Consider the following 18,846-nt stretch of genomic DNA (forward strand, 5'->3'; position numbering starts at 1 on the left):
CCCTCAGGCCGCTTCAGACGTGCCGCTCCAACAGCGCCGCGTAAAGGGTCAATCCGGGTCCGAAGGCCAGCATCACCACCCGACGCGGCGACGGGGCGACCCGCAACAGCCGGTCGAGAATCAGCAGCACGGTGGGGGACGAGCAGTTGCCGTTCTCCGCCAGGGTCTGCCGGGAAGCGGCCAACGCGGTCGGGGCCAGGGCCAACTCCCGCTCCACCACGGTCAGGATGCGGGGCCCGCCCGGATGCACCGCCCAGCCGTCCACCTCGGACAGGGTGCGGCCGTGGCCGGCCAACAGCTCATCCACCAGGCCCCGGACATGGGTCGCCAGCACCTGCGGCACCTTCGGGGACAGCCCCATCCGGAACCCGGTGTCGGTCACGTCCCAGGTCATGTGGTCGGCGGTGGATGAGTCGGTGACCGAGGTGACCGCGCGCACTGCGTACCCGCGCCCCCCGGGCACCACCACCGCAGCGACGGCCGCGTCCGAGAAGAGGGCGTGCGAGACGATCTGCTGGGTGTCCACCCGGGCCGACGACGGTTGCAGATGCAGGCTGGTCAGTTCGGTGCAGAGCAGCAGCGCCGGCCGCCCCCGGGCGGTCACGAAGTCACTCGCCGCCCCCAGCCCGGGCAGCGCCGCGTAGCAGCCCATATGGCCGACGAACATCCGCTGGGTCGACGGGGCCATGCCCAGATCCCGGGCCAGCAGGATGTCCAACCCCGGCGTCGCGTACCCGGTGCAGGAACAGACCACGAACAACCCGATGTCACCGGCGGCCAGCCCCGCCGAGGTCAACGCCCGACCCACCGCCTCCTTGCCCAGCGGCAACGCCTCGACCTGGTACCGACGCATCCGCCGCTCGGTCGGCCAGTCGGAGACATCCTCGATCAGGGGGTTGACGGCGGCCTGCCGCCGCTCCACCCCCGAGTTCGCGAAGATCCGCTGGGCCAGGGCACGGGTGGCGCCGGAGTAATGCCGGGAGAAGAACCGCTCCCACAACTCATCCTGGTGGGCCGAGGGCGGCGAAGCCGTGCCCAGGCCCGCGATCACCGGTACCGACACGGCTGCTCCCTCCCTCTGCTCCGGACTTCCACCCTCACCAACGAGGGGCCGATCCCGCACGGTCCGGGTCACCGCCGAGGGCGGCGACCCCGAGCCAGTCCGCGCAGACGTCCGAGGTGGCCGGATGCAGCGATCCGCACCGGGCATCCCGGTAGAGACGCTCCAAGGGGTGGCCACGTCGGGTGGCGGAGGTACCGGCCGCCTCCAGCATGGAGGCGGCCACCTCGGCGGCGGTCGTACCGGCCAGCAGCTTGGCCCGCCACACCCACCGGTTGGTCTCGGCGTCACCGGGTGCCTCGTCGACCCGCCGGGCCGCCTCGGCCACCGTCAACTGGGCTGCCGCCACGGCGGCGTCGGCGCGGCCCAGGCGGGCGCGTACCGCCGGTAGACCGGCCAGGTCGCGGGCGTTGAGGTGCTCGGCCGCCGCCTCCACCGCCGCCCTGGCCACCCCGACGTAGACGGCGGCGTAGCTGGCCACCAGCCAGTGCGGCATGAGCTGGGCCACCACCAGGGCCAGCCCCTCCACCCCGCCGAGCAGCCGGTCGGTCGGGACGGTGCCGTCCAGGTGCAGGTCGTGCGAGGCGGTGGCCCGCATACCGAGGGAATCCCAGGTCGGCTCGACGGTGAGACCCTCGCCCGCCGGGACCAGGAACTGGGAGACCAGGGAGGGGTCGGTAGCACTCCGGGCGGCCACCAGGTAGCCGTCGGCGTGACCGGCGCCGGAGCAGAAGGTCTTGCTGCCCTTGATCCGCCAGCCGCCGTCGACCGCCTCGTACACCGTGCTGAGCTGCGACAGCCGGGCCCCGGCGCCGCGTTCGCTCATCGCCACGGCGTACCAGGCCCCCTCGGCCGCCGCCCGCAGCAGCCGGTCCCGGGCGGCAAGTGCCTCCTGCGGTACGCCGAGGGCCTCGGCCAACTCCTCGGTCACCGCGCCCAGGGCGCCGGTGACGGAGGCGTGCATGTTGAACACCAGGGCGGTAGCCCCGTTGCCCCGGGCCAGCTCGGTGGCGACGGCCGTGTACTCGGCGAAGGTGGCACCCGAGCCACCCAGGGCCTCGGGCACCATCAGCCCGAACAGCCCGGCCGAACGCAGATCGGCGAAGTCCTCGGCCGGGAAGGAGCCCTCCCGGTCGTGTGCGGCGGCCCTGGCCGCCAACCGGGGTGCCAACCTCCGGGCCTCGGCCACCCCGTCACCCATGTCGGCGCTCCACGCCGGGTCGACGATCCATCCGCTGACGCACGTTCATGGCACCCTCCTCGACCATCGTCATACCCCCGTGCAGTTCCGCTACCCGTCGCGCACCCCGCGTCCCTGGTAGAGCACGGCCGTCGAGCCGGTCGGCACGATGCGCGGAGCCTGGCCGGGTGCGGTGGCCCGGCCGCGAGCCCGGCGGAGCAGCCAGCGCAGCAGGCCGGGCACCCCCGGGCGGACACCGTGGACCCGCAGGTCCACGCCGTGCCGGGCACACTCGATCACCAGCTCACGATCGTCCACGAACAACCGTGGGTCGTGGATGCCACGCGGCACGGTGGGCAGCCGCTCGGCGATCCGGACGGCGACCAGCCGGCTCAGGGCGGTGTCGTTGAGGGTGTCCACCACGAGCAGGCCGCCAGGGCGCAGCAGCCGGCAGGCCTGAGCGACCGCCATCCGCCAGTCCGGGACGTGTTCCAGCAGCTCACCGGCGGTGACCACATCGGCGCAGCCATCGGCCAGCGGCACCGCCATGGCGTCACCGTTGACCACGGTCACGCCGTGGTCGGCCGCCTGGGTCAGGGCCGAACGGGTCAGGTCCACCCCGATGTGTCGGTAGCCCTTGCCGACCAGATGGGGGGCCATCAGGCCGGCGCCGCAACCGAGGTCCACCAGGACCGCCCCGGGACGCCTCGCCGGCGGCACCAGCATCGCCCGGGCCTCGGCCAACCAGTGCAGCATGGCGAAGACGCCGTCCGGCCGCCACCACTCGTCGGCCAACTCGTCGTACTGACGTGGATCGTTGCGGGGCAGGCTCAAGCCAGCATCGCGCATGGCACCGAGCGTGGCACGACTCGCGGGTAACGACCAGACTTCCGTTATGTCGTCGACGGTGTTAGGGCTGGTCAGGGCGAGCCATCCGGAACCTACGGCGGCAGTCACCACAGTGGCCGCCCTGCTCGCCGCCGGCACCGACCATCCACCCGGCGGCATCGCCACGGTGGCGCTGACCGTGGCGGCCAGTCAGCTCGCGGTCGGCTGGACCAACGACCTGGTCGACGCCGACCGGGACGCCCTGGTCGGGCGCGCCGACAAACCGGTGGCGGCCGGGCTGGTCAGCCGTCGCCTGGTGGGGGTGGCCGCGGTGATCGCCGCCGTCACCACGGTGGCCCTGGCCCTGACCACCACACCGGTGGCCGCCCTCTGGGCGAGCATCGGGCTGGTCTCGGCCCTGCTCTACGACTGGCCCCTGAAGTTCACCGTGATCTCGGTGCTGCCGTACGCGATCTCCTTCGGTAGCCTGCCCGCCTTCGTGGTGCTGGCCCGCCCCGACGCACCGGCCCCGCCGGTCTGGTTGGTCGCCGCCGCCGCCCTGCTGGGCGCGGGGGCACACTTCGCCAACGTGCTGCCCGACTTCGCCGACGACGCCCGCACCGGGGTACGCGGGCTGCCGCACCGGCTGGGGCCGGCGGGCAGCCGGTGGGCCGCCGTCGGCCTGTTGATGGCGGCGACCGGCACCCTGGTGCTCGGGCCGCCCGGGCCGCCCTCGGGAGTGGGCCTGGCGGCGATCGCCGCCGCCGTGATGATCACCATTTCCGCCGGGTACGCCGGGCGTAACGCGCAACGCGCAGGCACCCGTCCGGTGGCCGCTTTCCGGGCGATGATGCTGGTGGCCCTGCTCGACGTCGTACTGCTGGTCACGAGCGGTCGGCTGATCTGAACCTCACCCGGGCAGGTGGCTGCACCGGGTCGGCGTGCGGGCCACGATCAGCTCCAACTACCCTGGAGCGCGGTCTGCGCGGGCATGGCCAGCGGGTCCGGCGGCGTAGCCGGGTGTGATCGTGACGAGGAGGACCGACGTGACGCGCTCGATCAGGGGTTCCCGGCGAGCTGCCGTACTGCTGCCCGGAATCGCGGCGGCAGCGGCGCTGCTGCTGTCCGGGTGCGGCGCCGGCCAGATCTCCGAGACGGCCAACAAGGTGCCGTCGGTGCAGGGCATCAACCTCAAGAGCACCGAGGGCAAGTACGGCGTGCTGGGCGTACTGGTCGACTACCCCGGTGTCGAGGGCTACCGCCCCGGCGACAACGCGGTGCTGAACGCGGTCTTCTACAACGACACGCACGAGCCGATCACCGTGACGGTGACCTCGCCGGACGCCCGCGAGGTGGTGCTCACCACGGTCCGCGCGGCGACCAGCCCGACCCCCACCGGCAGCCCCTCGCCGACCGGCTCCCCCTCCCCGACCGGCACCCCGTCCCCGGACGACTCCGCCTCCCCGGACGACTCCGCCTCCCCGGACGAATCGCCGTCGCCGGAGCCGACCTCGTCGCCGACCAACCAGCCGGCCCGCATCGAGATCCCGCCGCTGAGCTACGTGCAGCTGAACACCGAGGGTGACCGGGTGCTCCAGCTGATCGGGCTGGACGTGGCCGCGCTCGCCGGCCAGAACATCACAGTCAACTTCGACTTCGGTGGCGGCGACCAGATCACCAGCCCGGCGCCGGTGGCCGTGCCGCTCACCCCGCCGCCGCCGCCCTCGCCGATCATCGAGCGTCACACGGAGTACGAGGGCGAAGGCGGCCACTGAACCCCAGGGCGGTAGCCAGCCCGCCCGATCGTGCGGCGCCGTCGGCGTGGTGACCCCATGCCGGCGGCGCCGTCGTCATACCCGGGGGTTAGCGTCGCTGGGGTGAGCATCTCCCGATCGACTCCGGCCCGAGGCGGCACCGGTGGGCGCGGCAAGGCTTCCGCCCGTGAGCCCCGACCCGCGTACGAATGCGACGCCTGTGGCCACCAGCCACCGAAGTGGGTGGGGCGCTGCCCGGAATGCGGCGAATGGGGTTCGGTGGTCGAGTGCACCGTCACCGGCCCCACGGTCGCCGGGCGGGTGGTCAGCTCCCGGATGCCCGCCGAGCCGGCCCGACCGATCGCCACCATCAGCGCGGCACCGGCTCGGGCCCGACCCACCGGGGTCAGCGAACTCGACCGGGTGCTCGGTGGCGGACTGGTACCAGGGGCGGTGGTGCTGCTGGCCGGTGAGCCCGGGGTCGGCAAGTCCACCCTGCTGCTCGACGTGGCCCAGCAGTGGGCGGCCGGTGCTGGCAGCCCCTCGCTGGTGGTCAGCGGCGAGGAGTCCGTCAGCCAGGTACGGCTGCGCGCCGAGCGGATGGGCACCCTGCACGACCAGCTCTACCTGGCCGCCGAGAGCGACCTGGCGGCGGTGCTGGGTCACCTCGACGCGGTCAAGCCCGGCCTGCTGGTGCTCGACTCCGTGCAGACCATCTCCACCACCGGCACCGAGGGAGTACCCGGCGGGGTGACCCAGGTCCGGGCGGTCACCGCCGCGCTGGTCTCGGTCGCCAAGGAGCGCGGGATCGCCACCGTGCTGGTCGGCCACGTCACCAAGGACGGCCAGGTGGCCGGCCCTCGGGTGCTGGAGCACCTGGTCGACGTGGTGCTGCACTTCGAGGGCGACAAGCACTCGTCGCTGCGGATGGTGCGCGGGGTGAAGAACCGTTTCGGTGCGGCCGACGAGGTGGGGTGCTTCGAGATGCACGAGGGCGGCATCAGCAGCCTCGCCGACCCCTCGGGGCTGTTCCTCACCCGCTACGCCGAGCCGGTGCCGGGCACCTGCGTGACGGTGGCCATGGAGGGACGGCGGGCCCTGGTCACCGAGGTACAGGCGCTGATCGGTGCCACCGTGGCCGGCTCCCCCCGGCGTACCGTCTCCGGCCTGGACTCGGCCCGTCTGGCGATGGTGCTGGCGGTGCTCCAGCGCCGCACCGAACGGCTGACCCTGCACGACCGGGAGGTCTTCGCGGCCACCGTCGGGGGCATCCGGGTGGTGGAACCGGCCGCGGACCTGGCAGTCGCCTTGGCGGTCGCCTCCGGCGGCCTGAACCTGGCGATCGCACCCCACCTGGTGGCGATCGGCGAGGTAGGCCTGACCGGGGAGGTACGCCGGGTCGGTGCGGTGCCCCGCCGGCTGACCGAGGCGGCCCGGCTCGGCTTTCGGCTGGCCCTGGTGCCCCCCGGATGCGGGCCGAGCAGCACCGGTGCCGGGCCGGAACAGATGCGGGTGATCGAGGTCGACAACGTCCGTTCAGCCCTTCAGGCTGCGGCTCGGGCCTCGGCGGAATGAATGCCACGTTCCGGGCGATCCGCCCGGGAGGGACTGGACAGGCGGATCATGACACATCACAGTAACCACAGGAGCACCCACCGCAGGGCAGTCCGTAGACTGTGCCCGTGCCAGTCGACCGCGATACCACCAAGCCTGCCGGCGCGACTCCCCACGCCCGCACCGGCGCCGTGGGCTCGCCCGCCCGTCCGATCAGCATCAGCGTGACCGGGGGCGGCAGCACCGGCGATCCGCTGCGCGCCAACCTGGCCCTGATGGCGCCCGGCACCGCGCTGCGCGACGGCTTGGAGCGCATCCTGCGCGGCCGGACGGGCGCGCTCATCGTGCTCGGCTACGACAAGGTGGTCGAGGGCCTGTGCACCGGCGGCTTCCCGCTCGACGTGGAGTTCTCCGCGACCCGGGTCCGTGAACTGTGCAAGATGGACGGCGCGGTCGTGCTGTCCAGTGACGGCACCCGGATCGTCCGCGCGGCGGTGCATCTGATGCCCGACCCGACCATTCCCACCGAGGAGTCGGGCACCCGACACCGCACCGCCGAACGGGTCGCCCGGCAGACCGGCTACCCGGTGATCTCGGTAAGCCAGTCGATGCGGATCATCAGCCTCTACGTCAACGGGCAACGGCACGTGTTGGACGACTCGGCGGCGATCCTGTCCCGGGCCAACCAGGCCCTGGCCACCCTGGAGCGGTACAAGCTCCGGCTGGACGAGGTCTCCGGCACCCTCTCCGCCCTGGAGATCGAGGATCTGGTCACCGTACGTGACGCCGTGGCGGTGGTGCAGCGGCTGGAGATGGTCCGCCGCATCGCCGACGAGATCGCCGGGTACGTGGTGGAACTGGGCACGGACGGTCGACTGCTGGCCCTTCAGTTGGACGAGTTGATGGCCGGGGTGGACGCGGACCGCACCCTGGTCATCCGGGACTATCTGCCCACCGGCCGCAAGTCCCGCACCCTCGACGAGGCCCTGGTCGAGCTGGACCTGCTCAGTGCCACCGAGCTGATCGACCTGGTCTCGGTCGCCAAGGCCATCGGCTACCCGGCCGCCTCCGACGCGCTGGACGCGGCCGTCAGCCCACGCGGTTTCCGTCTGCTGGCCAAGGTGCCCCGACTGCCGGTGACCGTGGTGGACCGGCTGGTGGTGCACTTCGGCAGCCTTCAGCGGCTGCTCGGGGCCACCGTGGAGGACCTGCAGGCCGTCGAGGGGGTCGGCGACGCCCGGGCCCGAGGCGTACGCGAGGGACTGTCCCGGCTGGCCGAGGCGTCCATCCTGGAGCGCTACGTCTGAGGGGCTACGGCGGTCAGTCGGTGAGGACGAGCTTGGCCGGCTGGCTCAGCTTGGTGCCCACCCGGGCGAACACCTCGTAGGTTCCGGCTGGCGGGGTGTCGCCGCTGGCCAGCCCGTTGGCGCACCGGCTGCTGTCCTTGCCGTTCCAACCGACCTGGTAGGCGCGCTCGAAGCCCGGGGTGAAGGACTGCACGTCCGACCCGGCGGCGGTGCCGCAGGTGTCCGACGACCACACCACATCGGCACCGGACTTGATGTAGATCTCCTGGGCGGTCGCCCCGACATCCCGGTTGCAGGTCCGGTCGGCCCGGTTACGGACCTTCAGGTGCAGGTCCACCGCCGCACCGCGGACCACCCGGTTCGGCGCGGCCTGCGCGGTCACCGCCAGCTCCGTGTCCGTGCAGGTGCCCTCGTCGGCCACCGGGGCGACGGCCGGTGGATCGTTGGTCAGGCTCGTACCGGGCGCGGGGGTGCTGGTGGGGCTGGCCGGGCCGGCACCGGCGTCACCCGAGGGCGGCGGTGAGCCGGTCTGCGGGGTCAACACCGAGCCGGTGGGCTCCGGTGTGCCGGAGACGCCTGGATCGGGCTGCCCCTGCCCGGTGGCATCGTTGCCGCCACGCGGACCGTTGCACGAGTAGAGCAGGACAACCAGGAAGAGCAGGACCGCGCCGAGCACGACGGCGCGACGCCGCCAGTACACGGCGGGAGGCAGGGGGCCGACCGTCAGACGCATGATGCCCCCACCGTAGCGGCGCCGTGTGCGACGGACGGTAACGACGCGCCGAGGCGTACCGGAGCCACCGGAACCCACCCTCCACTATCGACAGTTCCGTCACTCTGAGTGCTGTCAGGGGCGGCTCAGAGATAGACCTTGCGCTGGTAGATCGCGTGGGCCCCCGCCACCCGGTCCAGGAAGAGCAGACCGGAGCAGTGGTCGATCTCGTGTTGCAGGGCACGCGCCTCGAAACCGTCCGTCACCAGGCGTACCTGCTTGCCGCTGCCGGGCAAGGCCCCTTCGACCACGAGCCGACTGGCACGCTTGACGTCCCCGGTGAGGTCCGGGACGGACATGCACCCCTCCCGGCCGGCCTTCCACCGGGTCGCCTCGACCACCCGCGCATTGCAGAGCACGAAGGTGCCGTGCACGGTGACCGCCTTGGGGTGTCCCGTGACGTCCACCGCGAACACCTGCGCACCCACCCCCACCTGCGGCGCGGCCAGGCCGACACAGCCGGGCGACACCCGCATCGTGGCGACCAGGTCGGCCGCCAGCCGTACGGTCTCCTCGGCGGTCGGGTCGACCTGGTCACCGGCCCGGCTGAGCACCGGATGCGGCGCGGAGACCACCGGCAACACCTGGCCCGCACCGAGCAGTTCCGGTGTCCAGTCACCGAGGCCGGTCGATGTCTCCGTCCGCGGGTCCGACTCCGGCCCGCCCGTCTGCCCGGTCACAGCAGATCCGGGTCGGCGGGACGGAGAGTGACCTCCACACCCAGGTCGGCGGCTACCTGCGCCAACCGGCCCGTCAGGGTGTCGGAGGCCCCGGCCGGCAGGTCGACCTCGGCGACGACCACGTAGAGGGTTCCCGCCAGCCGGGTACTCAGGTCGGTGACGTTACCGCCGGCCTCGGTGACCGCCCGGGTCATCGCGGCCACGATGCCCATCCGGTCCGCGCCGTGCACCGACATCACGTACCGCTCACCGGCCGAGGCGATCTCCCCGTCCGGCCGCACCTCACGTACGGTCGCCAGCAGCTGGCCGTCGGCGGTCAGCGGGCCCAGGGCGTCCTCGACCGCCGCGGAGGTCGGACCGACGCAGATGAGGGTCATCGCGAAGTGTCCACGCAGCCGGGTCATGGTGCTGTCGGTGAGGTTGGCCCCGAGCCGAGCGAGCACCTCGGCGACGTCGGCCACGATGCCGGGCCGGTCCCGGCCGATGACGGTGATCGCGAGCTCGTTCATCCGGGCATTCTCCCCGATCGTCGAGCGCCACTGGCCACGGCCCGCCCGGAGGCGTCCAAACGGCGGAACCGAGGCGCGTGACATCATCAGCGGCGCGATGACGGAATCGACATTCGCCGGCCAGGTGAGCCGGTGGTACGAGCGCAACGCCCGGGACCTGCCCTGGCGTGAACCCGAGATCGGCCCCTGGGCGATCCTGGTCAGCGAGGTCATGCTCCAGCAGACCCCGGTGGTCCGGGTGCTGCCCGCCTGGCAGGCCTGGCTGGCGCGCTGGCCCACCCCGGCCGCCCTGGCCCAGGACAGCCCGGCCGAGGCCATCCGCATGTGGGGGCGGCTCGGGTACCCGCGCCGCGCCGTACGGCTGCGCGACTGCGCGGTGGCGATCGTGGAGCGGCACGGTGGGCAGGTGCCGGACCGCCTGGACCAGTTGCTCGCCCTACCTGGCGTCGGTACGTACACGGCCAGGGCGGTGGCGGCCTTCGCGTTCGGCCAGCGGCACCCGGTGGTCGACACCAACGTACGCCGGGTGGTGTGCCGGGCCATCGCCGGTGAACCGGACGCCGGCCCGGCCACCCGGCCCGCCGACCTGGTCGCGACCGAGGAGCTGCTGCCGGTTGATCCGGCCGCCGCGGCACTGGCCAGCGCCGCGATCATGGAGCTGGGGGCGATGATCTGCACCGCCCGGTCGCCGCGCTGCGCGGCCTGCCCGGTGGAGGCGAGCTGCGCCTGGCGGGCCTCGGGGCAGGTCGCCCCGGCCGGGCCGACCCGACGCCCCCAGCGGTACGCGGGCACCGACCGCCAGGTACGCGGGCTGCTGCTCGGGGTGCTCCAGGAGGCGACCGGTCCGGTGCCGCACCAGCGGCTGGACCAGGTCTGGGCGGACGAGGTGCAACGGACCCGGGCCCTCGCCGGCCTGATCACCGACGGTCTGGTCGAGCCGGTCGGCGAGGCCTCCTTCCGCCTGATCGGCGACGGCCCACCAGCACCCGTGCCGGGCTGACCCTGACGAGATGGCGTGCCGGGCTTAATCGCCTGCGGACGCTGCTGAGCCGCTGGCAGACCTGCGGCCGCCGGCCCGTCGAGGCGCGAGCCAAGCCCGCCGTGACGCGCCAGAGCCGGCCTCCCGATGGAGGCCGGCCCTGGGCTGCATGTTCGGCGGATCGGTCCGGGGTGGCCGATCAGGCGGAGTAGCCGCGGGTGGCTACCCAGTCGGCCAGCGCCTCGGTGTTGATCCAGTACTCGGCCTTAACGGGGTCGGCGGAGTCGGCGATCTTCGCCTGGGCGCCGCCGTCCCGGTAGCCGGTCACCGAGATGTAGTGGCCGCCCTCGAAGGAGTGGGTCTGGCCGCTGAGGTCGACCGCGGTGCCGGCCACGTTGGCCACCACGCTGCGGCCCTCGTCGACCGCGCGGACGATGTCGGCCCGCAGCCGGTCGGTCTCGGCCCGGTCGGCGGAACGACCCGGGACCTCCACCGTGCGGTAGACCTTCTTGCCGACCCGCTTGTTGAGCACCTCGGTGATGTCGTGCGCGGAGTCGGTACCCCGCTCGGTGGTGCCCATCTCCCGGGCCAGGTCGTCCTGGGAGACGTCCTTGTCCATGGCCGTCAGGGCGTTGCGCACCGCGGCGGGGCCACAGTAGTAGTAGTTCGACTGGGCCTGATAGCGCACCTCGAGCTGCCGTTCGCCCTTGACCTGATCACGGTCGGCGATCAGAGGGCTGGAGGTCTGCGGGGCGGCGAGGGCACCGGTCGGACCGGCGACCATTCCACCGGCGAAGACGGCACCGGCGACGGTCAGGGCGGCCTTGTGCATCAGAGTCGTCATGGGTCAGCGCCTTCCATCTCGGGGGATCGACACGACACCCGGCAAAGGGCAGGGGTGCGAACCGCGTCGGGGGGAAGTAGCAGCCCACCTCGGCCTTCTTCGGCAAGGCGAGCGCCAGCGGAGCAGCGACATGTTCATGGAGTGCCGCCGTGGTTACTCCTCGTACAACCGCTCCTGGTGCTCGGTCATGCCCCCGGCGCACCGTGACGGCAGCCACCCGGCAGCCGATCCGGGGCCGGCAGTCTTCGCACCACCGCCCGTCAGGGCATAAACCACCCGATAATCCCCGGCGGTAGTGGCCTGGGCTGCTACAAGCCGCCGACCCGGGTACGCAAAGCGGCGGCCCGGTGGCATCTGCCACCGGGCCGCCGTCGATGTGAGCCGGTAGGACTCAGGCCGCCGACTCGTCCGCACCGGTGGTAGCGGTGCCACCGAGATCAGCGGGAACGGCGTCCGGCACGTCGACCGGGCGCTCGGAGCCCTGGAAGACGAGCTTGGACTTGTCGATGTCGTTCGGGTCGCCCTCGCAGTCCACCACGACGATCTGACCCGGGATCAGCTCGTTGAACAGGATCCGCTCGGAGAGGTTGTCCTCGATGTCGCGCTGGATCGTGCGGCGCAGCGGCCGTGCGCCCAGCACCGGGTCGAAGCCCTTGGCGGCCAGGTACTTCTTGGCGTTGTCGGTCAGCTCAAGGCCCATGTCCTTGTTGCGCAGCTGGGTCTCGATGCGGGCGATCATGATGTCGACGATCGACAGGATCTCCGTCTGACGCAGCTGGTGGAAGACGATGGTGTCGTCGATCCGGTTCAGGAACTCGGGCCGGAAGTGCTGCTTGAGCTCGTCGTTGACCTTCTGCTTCATCCGGTCGTAGTTCGACTCGGAGTCCTCCGAGGCCTGGAAGCCCAGCGAGACCGCCTTGGCCACGTCCCGGGTGCCCAGGTTGGTGGTCAGGATGATGACCGTGTTCTTGAAGTCCACGATCCGGCCCTGACCATCGGTGAGCCGACCGTCCTCCAGGATCTGGAGCAGGGTGTTGAACACGTCCGGGTGGGCCTTCTCGATCTCGTCGAACAGCACCACCGAGAACGGCCGGCGCCGCACCTTCTCGGTCAGCTGCCCACCCTCGTCGTAGCCGACGTACCCGGGAGGGGCACCGACGAGCCGGGAGACCGTGTACCGGTCGTGGAACTCCGACATGTCCAGCTGGATGAGGGCGTCCTCGCTGCCGAACAGGAACTCGGCGAGGGCCTTGGACAGCTCGGTCTTACCCACACCGGACGGACCGGCGAAGATGAACGAGCCCGACGGGCGCTTGGGGTCCTTCAGGCCGGCCCGGGTACGCCGGATGGCCTTCGAGACCGCCTTGACCGCGTCCTCCTGGCCGATGACGCGCTTGTGCAGCTCGTCCTCCATGCGCAGCAGGCGCGAGGTCTCCTCCTCGGTCAGCTTGTAGACCGGGATGCCCGTCCAGTTGCCCAGCACCTCGGCGATCTGCTCGTCGTCGACCTCGCTGACGACGTCCAGGTCACCGGCCTTCCACTCCTTCTCCCGCTGCGCCTTCTGACCCAGCAGCTGCTTCTCCTTGTCGCGCAGCTGGGCGGCACGCTCGAAGTCCTGCGCGTCGATCGCGGACTCCTTGTCGCGACGCACCTGGGCGATGCGCTCGTCGAAGTCACGCAGGTCCGGCGGCGCGGTCATCCGGCGGATCCGCATCCGGGCGCCGGCCTCGTCGATGAGGTCGATCGCCTTGTCCGGCAGGAACCGGTCGGAGATGTACCGGTCGGCCAGGGTCGCCGCCGCCACCAGGGCGGCGTCGGTGATGCTCACCCGGTGGTGCGCTTCGTAGCGGTCGCGCAGGCCCTTGAGGATCTCGATGGTGTGCGCCAGCGAGGGCTCACCCACCTGGATCGGCTGGAACCGGCGCTCCAACGCCGCGTCCTTCTCCAGGTGCTTGCGGTACTCGTCGAGGGTGGTCGCGCCGATGGTCTGGAGCTCACCCCGGGCCAGCATCGGCTTCAGGATGCTCGCCGCGTCGATCGCGCCCTCGGCGGCACCCGCACCCACCAGGGTGTGGATCTCGTCGATGAACAGGATGATGTCACCGCGGGTGCGGATCTCCTTGAGCACCTTCTTCAGGCGCTCCTCGAAGTCACCGCGGTAGCGGGAACCGGCCACCAGGGCGCCCAGGTCGAGGGTGTAGAGCTGCTTGTCCTTGAGGGTCTCGGGCACCTCGCCCTTGATGATCTTCTGGGACAGCCCCTCGACCACGGCGGTCTTGCCGACGCCGGGCTCACCGATCAGGACCGGGTTGTTCTTGGTACGGCGGGAGAGCACCTGCATCACCCGCTCGATCTCCTTCTCGCGCCCGATCACCGGGTCGAGCTTGCCCTCCCGGGCCGCCTGGGTCAGGTTCCGGCCGAACTGGTCCAGCACCAGGCTGGTCGACGGCGCGGCCTCACCCGGCGCGGTGCCCGCCGCGGCCGGCTCCTTGCCCTGGTAGCCGGAGAGCAGCTGGATCACCTGCTGGCGGACCCGGTTCAGGTCGGCGCCGAGCTTGACCAGCACCTGGGCGGCGACGCCCTCACCCTCGCGGATCAGGCCGAGCAGGATGTGCTCGGTGCCGATGTAGTTGTGGCCGAGCTGCAGCGCCTCGCGCAGGGACAGCTCCAGCACCTTCTTGGCCCGCGGCGTGAACGGGATGTGCCCGCTCGGCGCCTGCTGGCCCTGGCCGATGATCTCCTCCACCTGCTGGCGGACGCCCTCCAGGGAGATCCCGAGGCTCTCCAGGGCCTTGGCCGCGACGCCCTCACCCTCGTGGATCAGGCCCAACAGGATGTGTTCCGTACCGATGTAGTTGTGGTTGAGCATCCGGGCCTCTTCTTGGGCCAGGACGACAACCCGTCGCGCTCGGTCGGTGAACCGCTCGAACATGCCCTCGTGCTCCTCACGTGCCGTGCGCACTCGATCTTGGTGGTCAAGACTCTCGGCGGGGCCGGTGCGCGAGCGCCCGGGACGGACGTCCGCGCCTCATTACTCTATCGCCGCGAACGGGCTCGGCTGACCTCGTGTGTCTGCGCGGTGGGCCCGGTACGCGTCGTTTTGCACAACCCTCCGCGCTCAACGGGTGTTCCGGGCGGGGGGTCTGTACGCGCAGAGCGAAATTCGACGGGCAGCCACAAGCCGTCCGGAGCGCGCACGGAGGGGCTCCGGAGACCGTCCGACACCGTCCAGGGGTGACGCCATCCACAGGCTGTGGACAAGACATCCACCGGTTGTGGACAACGTCCGGCCCCTCGGGTTTAGTCCCGAACCCGGCGAGGGGCCGGCCGGCGCCGAGCGACCGTGCCGAGAGACGGCGACGCCGGCCCAGAGGTTCCTCCGGGCCGGCGTCGACCGATGACCTTCGCAGGGTCGTCTCAGTGCCCCGCCTTGGCGTGGTACTCGTCGACGATCTCCTGGGGGATCCGACCCCGGTCGGAGATGTCCTTGCCGGCTTTACGCGCCCAGGCCCGGATGGCCTTGTTCTGCTCACGGTCGGCGGTCGCCCCGCCCCGACCGCGGGCGGCACGCCCACCCACGACCACACCGCCACGACCCACCTTGGTGCCGTTGGCGATGTACTGCGCGAATGCATCACGCAATTTCTCGGCGTTGGAACTCGAGAGATCGATCTCATACTGCACGCCGTCGAGCGCGAACTTGACGGTCTCGTCCGCGTCCCCGCCGTCCAGGTCATCGACCAGCTTGTGAATGATCTGCTTGGCCACGTCCCACATTCCTTTCGAGCAGGGCTGGTACTGCCATCTGCAGGGCAACAATAACCTGCCAGATGCTTGCCCCGTCAATAGGATACGGTAAAGACCCGAAGAGCTTCCTAGCGACTACTCGGGGCGAACCAACGGGAACAGGATGGTTTCCCGAATTCCCAGCCCGGTCAGCGCCATCAGGAGTCGATCGATTCCCATTCCCATGCCACCGGCCGGCGGCATTCCGTACTCCATCGCCCGGAGAAAGTCCTCGTCCAGTCGCATCGCCTCGTCGTCGCCGCGCGCGGCCAGTTGCGCCTGGGCGATCAGCCGTTCCCGCTGCACCACCGGGTCGACCAACTCCGAGTACGCGGTGGCCAACTCGAAGCCGAACACGTACAGGTCCCACTTCTCGGCCACACCCGGCTCACTGCGATGGCCCCGGGTCAGCGGGCTGGTCTCCTCCGGATAGTCGCGTACGAAAGTAGGCGCCTGAAGCCCCGGTACGACCAACTCCTCGAACAACTCCTCGGCCAACTTGCCCGGCCCCCACTTGGGGTCGACGCTGACCCCCACCTTGTCGGCGTACTCGACCAGACGGGCTCGCTCGGTGCGGACGGTGACCTCTTCGCCGAGGGCCTCGGAAAGCACACCGAAGAGGCTCACCGAACGCCACTCACCACCCAGGTCGTACTCCTGCCCGTCGGCGTGCGTCACCACGGTCGATCCGGTCGCCGCGATCGCCGCCTGCTGGACGAGATTGCGGGTCAACTCGGCCATCGTGTTGTAGTCGCCGTACGCCTCGTACGCCTCCAGCATCGCGAACTCCGGTGAGTGCGAAGAGTCGATGCCCTCATTACGGAAGTTGCGGTTGATCTCGAACACCCGCTCGACACCACCCACCACGGCGCGCTTGAGAAACAGTTCCGGCGCGATTCGTAGATACAGGTCGGTGTCGAGGGCATTGCTGTGGGTCACGAAAGGCCGGGCGGTCGCGCCACCGTGCAGCAACTGAAGCATCGGGGTCTCGACCTCGATGAATCCCTTACCGTGCAACGAATCGCGCAGACTGCGCACGGCAGCCGCCCGGGTACGCACCATCTGGCGGGCCTGCGGCCGGACGATCAGGTCGACGTACCGCTGCCGTACCCGAGCCTCCTCGCTGAGCGGCTTGTGCGCCACCGGCAGCGGGCGCAGCGCCTTGGCGGTGACCGCCCACTGCTCGGCGAGCACGGACAGTTCCCCCCGCCGACTGGTGATCACCTCGCCGGTGATGCCGACCAGGTCCCCGAGGTCGATCAGGCGCTTCCAGTCCTCCAGCCGCTCGGCGCCGACCCGGTCCAGGGAGAGCATGGCCTGCAACTCGGTGCCGTCCCCGTCCCGCAGGGTGGCGAAGCAGAGCTTGCCGGTGTTCCGTACGAAGATCACCCGACCGGTGACCGCGACCCGGTCGCCGGTAGCGGTGTCCGTGGGCAGGTCGGCGTAGCGCTCCCGTACCTCGGCGAGGCTGCTGGTACGCGGGAAGCTGACCGGGTACGGCTCGACGCCGTCGGCGAGCATCCGCTCCCGCTTCTCCCGGCGGACCTTCATCTGCTCGGGAAGGTCGTCGGCGGGGTCGACTGGCACGGGGCTCTGCTGGGTCACGGCACGCTTCCTCAGAAGGAGAATTCGGGCGGGGTCAAGCCCAGAGCGTACTCAAGCCCCCGATCCCCCATCACCGGATAGCCCACCCCCCATGACCCACCCCACCACCCAGAAAGACGGCACGACCGGACCCGTCCCGAAAACCCACCCTCAAGAAAGCCCGCAAGGAACGGCTGACCCCGCACACCGACGGGTTTCCGGGCAGCCCGACCGGCGCAGGGATCAAGCCTGACCGCCCGGAGCCGGTCGGGCTGCCCGGAAACCCCCAAGCGCAACAAGCAGTCAGACGTTCCGCTCATAAACCATGCGCAACCCCATCAAAGTGATCATCGGCTCATGATGCGTGATCGTCCGGCACTCGTTCAGCACCAACGACGCCAGCCCACCGGTAGCGATCACCGCCTTCAACTCGCCCATCTCCTCGGCCATCCGCTCGACGATCCGGTCCACCTGCCCGGCGAAGCCGAAATAGAGCCCGGCCTGAAGGCACTCCACGGTGTTCTTGCCGATCACCGAACGCGGCTTGGTCGCCTCGACCTTGCGGAGTTGGGCGGCGCGGGCCGCCAGGGCGTCGAAGGAGATCTCGATGCCGGGGGCGAAGGCCCCGCCGAGGAACTCGCCCCGACCGCTGATCACGTCGAAGTTGGTGGTGGTACCGAAGTCGACCACGATCGAGGGCCCTCCGTAGAGGCTGTACGCGGCCAGGGTGTTCACCACCCGGTCGGCGCCGACCTCCTTCGGGTTGTCGATGGCCAGTTGCACGCCGGTGCGTACCCCCGGCTCCACGATCACGCTCGGCAGTTCCCCGTAGTAGCGGGTCAGCATGGTCCGCAGCGACCGCAGGGCGGCCGGCACGGTCGAGCAGGCCGCCACCCCGGTGATCTCGACGGCGTCCCCGGCCAGCAGCCCTCGGAACATCAGCCCCAGCTCGTCGGCGGTCGAGCGGGCGTCGGTCTTGATCCGCCAGGAGTGCACCAGTTGGTCGCCGTCGAAGGTCGCCAGCACGGTGTTGGTGTTCCCGATGTCGATGCAGAGCAGCACGCCCCGCAGCCTAGACGGCCGCTCCTGCCGGGCTCACTCCGTACGCAGGTCCAGGGCGATGTCCAGGATCGGCGAGGAGTGGGTTAGCGCGCCGACGGAGAGGAAGTCCACTCCGGTCGCCCCGACCTCGGCGGCGTCGGCGAGGGTCAGTCCGCCGGTGGCCTCCAACTCGGCCCGGTCCCCGACGGCCGCCACCACCTCGGTGAGCAGAGCGGGGGACATGTTGTCCAGCAGCAGGAAGGTCGCACCGGCCTCGACCGCCTCCACCGCCTCGGCGAGGGTGTCCACCTCCACCTGCACCGGCACCTCCGGGAAGGCCTCGCGGACCCGCCGGTAGGCCGCGGTGATCCCGCCGGCGGCGTACTTGTGGTTGTCCTTGATCATGGCGACGTCGTACAGGCCCATCCGCTTGTTGGTGCCGCCGCCCGCGCGGACCGCGTACTTCTCCAGCATCCGCAGGCCCGGGGTGGTCTTGCGGGTGTCCAGGACCATCGCCTTGCTGCCGGCCAGGGCATCCGCCCAGGCCCGGGTGTGGGTGGCCACCCCGGACATCCGGCTCAGCAGGTTGAGGGCGGTGCGTTCGCCGGTGAGCAGCACCCGGGTGGGGCCGGTCACCGTGGCCAGTACATCGCCGCGGGCCACCCGATCGCCGTCGCGGGCCACCACGGACACCTCGACGGTACGACCGGAACCGGTCAGCTCGTCGGCGAGTTCGAACACGGCGGCGGCCACGGCCAGCCCGGCCACCACCCCGTCGGCCCGCGCCACCACGTCGGCGGTGTCCATCTGGGTCGCCGGGATGGTCGCCACGCTGGTCACGTCGAGCAGATCCGGACCCAGATCCTCGACCAGTGCGGTCTCGATGATCCGGCGTACCTGCTCCGGCTCCAGTCCGGCCGCACGCAGCAGCCCTTCGGTCTGGGCACTCAGGCCGGCCGCCGCGGCAC

17 protein-coding genes are annotated in these 18,846 nt (G+C 71.0%); 5 read left to right on the forward strand and 12 right to left on the reverse strand.

What is annotated here, in order from left to right:
* Positions 1 to 13: 13 nt before the first annotated feature.
* The 3 genes from ACLQ2T_RS04620 to ACLQ2T_RS04630 all read right to left on the reverse strand — a co-directional run bounded on the left by ACLQ2T_RS04620 (position 14) and on the right by ACLQ2T_RS04630 (position 3,089).
* Complete coding sequence (locus ACLQ2T_RS04620; protein ID WP_425764713.1) at positions 14 to 1,063, reverse strand: type III polyketide synthase; 1,050 nt, start codon at positions 1,061 to 1,063, stop codon at positions 14 to 16.
* Positions 1,064 to 1,097: 34 nt separating this feature from the next.
* A complete protein-coding gene (locus ACLQ2T_RS04625) occupies positions 1,098 to 2,261 on the reverse strand; it encodes an acyl-CoA dehydrogenase family protein (RefSeq protein WP_425764714.1) in 1,164 nt (387 codons plus the stop codon).
* Positions 2,262 to 2,351: 90 nt separating this feature from the next.
* On the reverse strand, positions 2,352 to 3,089 hold the full coding sequence (locus ACLQ2T_RS04630; protein ID WP_425764715.1) for a class I SAM-dependent methyltransferase: 738 nt from the start codon (positions 3,087 to 3,089) through the stop codon (positions 2,352 to 2,354).
* Here ACLQ2T_RS04630 and ACLQ2T_RS04635 point away from each other — a divergent pair.
* From ACLQ2T_RS04635 to disA, 4 genes are all read left to right on the forward strand, one after another.
* Complete coding sequence (locus tag ACLQ2T_RS04635) at positions 3,088 to 3,975, forward strand: UbiA family prenyltransferase (RefSeq protein WP_425764716.1); 888 nt, start codon at positions 3,088 to 3,090, stop codon at positions 3,973 to 3,975. The two genes, ACLQ2T_RS04630 and ACLQ2T_RS04635, sit on opposite strands and share 2 nt — an antisense overlap.
* A 139-nt stretch (positions 3,976 to 4,114) precedes the next feature.
* Entirely contained in the window at positions 4,115 to 4,843 is a 729-nt protein-coding gene (locus tag ACLQ2T_RS04640; protein ID WP_425764717.1) for a hypothetical protein, read from the forward strand.
* Positions 4,844 to 4,945: 102 nt separating this feature from the next.
* Positions 4,946 to 6,397, forward strand: coding sequence for a DNA repair protein RadA (gene radA / locus ACLQ2T_RS04645; RefSeq protein WP_425764718.1), 1,452 nt, complete (start codon positions 4,946 to 4,948; stop codon positions 6,395 to 6,397).
* 107 nt (positions 6,398 to 6,504) lie between these two features.
* Positions 6,505 to 7,683, forward strand: a complete 1,179-nt coding sequence (disA, locus tag ACLQ2T_RS04650; RefSeq protein ID WP_425764719.1) for a DNA integrity scanning diadenylate cyclase DisA — start codon at positions 6,505 to 6,507, stop codon at positions 7,681 to 7,683.
* Positions 7,684 to 7,696: 13 nt separating this feature from the next.
* Here disA and ACLQ2T_RS04655 read toward each other — a convergent pair whose 3' ends face one another.
* From ACLQ2T_RS04655 to ACLQ2T_RS04665, 3 genes are all read right to left on the reverse strand, one after another.
* Entirely contained in the window at positions 7,697 to 8,416 is a 720-nt protein-coding gene (locus tag ACLQ2T_RS04655) for a hypothetical protein (protein ID WP_425764720.1), read from the reverse strand.
* A gap of 125 nt (positions 8,417 to 8,541) precedes the next feature.
* A complete protein-coding gene (locus ACLQ2T_RS04660) occupies positions 8,542 to 9,135 on the reverse strand; it encodes a peptide deformylase (protein WP_425764721.1) in 594 nt (197 codons plus the stop codon).
* Positions 9,132 to 9,644 (reverse strand): glycine cleavage system protein R, encoded by a 513-nt coding sequence (locus ACLQ2T_RS04665; protein ID WP_425764722.1) that lies wholly within the window; start codon positions 9,642 to 9,644, stop codon positions 9,132 to 9,134. The genes ACLQ2T_RS04660 and ACLQ2T_RS04665 overlap by 4 nt, the downstream gene beginning before the upstream one ends.
* Positions 9,645 to 9,741: 97 nt before the next feature.
* On the opposite strand from ACLQ2T_RS04665, the gene ACLQ2T_RS04670 reads away from it, so the two are divergent.
* Positions 9,742 to 10,644: an A/G-specific adenine glycosylase gene (locus ACLQ2T_RS04670; protein ID WP_425764723.1), complete on the forward strand. Its 903-nt coding sequence runs from the start codon at positions 9,742 to 9,744 to the stop codon at positions 10,642 to 10,644.
* Positions 10,645 to 10,822: 178 nt separating this feature from the next.
* Here the strand turns inward: ACLQ2T_RS04670 and ACLQ2T_RS04675 are convergent, their stop codons facing one another.
* The 6 genes from ACLQ2T_RS04675 to nadC all read right to left on the reverse strand — a co-directional run bounded on the left by ACLQ2T_RS04675 (position 10,823) and on the right by nadC (position 18,829).
* A complete protein-coding gene (locus ACLQ2T_RS04675) occupies positions 10,823 to 11,467 on the reverse strand; it encodes a C39 family peptidase (RefSeq protein WP_425764724.1) in 645 nt (214 codons plus the stop codon).
* 391 nt (positions 11,468 to 11,858) lie between these two features.
* The gene (locus ACLQ2T_RS04680; RefSeq protein ID WP_425764869.1) at positions 11,859 to 14,399 is read right to left on the reverse strand and encodes an ATP-dependent Clp protease ATP-binding subunit; all 2,541 of its coding nucleotides are present in this window, start codon (positions 14,397 to 14,399) and stop codon (positions 11,859 to 11,861) included.
* A 485-nt stretch (positions 14,400 to 14,884) separates the two neighbouring features.
* A complete protein-coding gene (locus ACLQ2T_RS04685; protein ID WP_327023783.1) occupies positions 14,885 to 15,235 on the reverse strand; it encodes a histone-like nucleoid-structuring protein Lsr2 in 351 nt (116 codons plus the stop codon).
* A 114-nt stretch (positions 15,236 to 15,349) separates the two neighbouring features.
* Positions 15,350 to 16,858 (reverse strand): lysine--tRNA ligase, encoded by a 1,509-nt coding sequence (gene lysS, locus ACLQ2T_RS04690; protein ID WP_425764725.1) that lies wholly within the window; start codon positions 16,856 to 16,858, stop codon positions 15,350 to 15,352.
* A gap of 282 nt (positions 16,859 to 17,140) precedes the next feature.
* Positions 17,141 to 17,899, reverse strand: coding sequence for a type III pantothenate kinase (locus ACLQ2T_RS04695; RefSeq protein ID WP_425764726.1), 759 nt, complete (start codon positions 17,897 to 17,899; stop codon positions 17,141 to 17,143).
* 33 nt (positions 17,900 to 17,932) lie between these two features.
* Complete coding sequence (gene nadC / locus ACLQ2T_RS04700; protein ID WP_425764870.1) at positions 17,933 to 18,829, reverse strand: carboxylating nicotinate-nucleotide diphosphorylase; 897 nt, start codon at positions 18,827 to 18,829, stop codon at positions 17,933 to 17,935.
* Between the last annotated feature and the right edge of the window lie 17 nt (positions 18,830 to 18,846).

Source organism: Micromonospora sp. DT229, assembly GCF_049844505.1.
Taxonomy (GTDB): domain Bacteria; phylum Actinomycetota; class Actinomycetes; order Mycobacteriales; family Micromonosporaceae; genus Micromonospora.

Excerpts from the sequence above, each read along its gene's own strand:
- ACLQ2T_RS04630 (WP_425764715.1), bottom strand. The coding sequence starts at position 3,089 with ATGCGCGATGCTGGCTTGAGCCTGCCCCGCAACGATCCACGTCAGTAC.
- ACLQ2T_RS04625 (WP_425764714.1), bottom strand. The coding sequence starts at position 2,261 with ATGGGTGACGGGGTGGCCGAGGCCCGGAGGTTGGCACCCCGGTTGGCG.
- ACLQ2T_RS04675 (WP_425764724.1), bottom strand. The coding sequence starts at position 11,467 with ATGACGACTCTGATGCACAAGGCCGCCCTGACCGTCGCCGGTGCCGTC.
- ACLQ2T_RS04670 (WP_425764723.1), top strand. The coding sequence starts at position 9,742 with ATGACGGAATCGACATTCGCCGGCCAGGTGAGCCGGTGGTACGAGCGC.
- ACLQ2T_RS04635 (WP_425764716.1), top strand. The coding sequence starts at position 3,088 with ATGGCACCGAGCGTGGCACGACTCGCGGGTAACGACCAGACTTCCGTT.
- ACLQ2T_RS04680 (WP_425764869.1), bottom strand. The coding sequence starts at position 14,399 with ATGTTCGAGCGGTTCACCGACCGAGCGCGACGGGTTGTCGTCCTGGCC.
- ACLQ2T_RS04665 (WP_425764722.1), bottom strand. The coding sequence starts at position 9,644 with ATGAACGAGCTCGCGATCACCGTCATCGGCCGGGACCGGCCCGGCATC.
- ACLQ2T_RS04655 (WP_425764720.1), bottom strand. The coding sequence starts at position 8,416 with ATGCGTCTGACGGTCGGCCCCCTGCCTCCCGCCGTGTACTGGCGGCGT.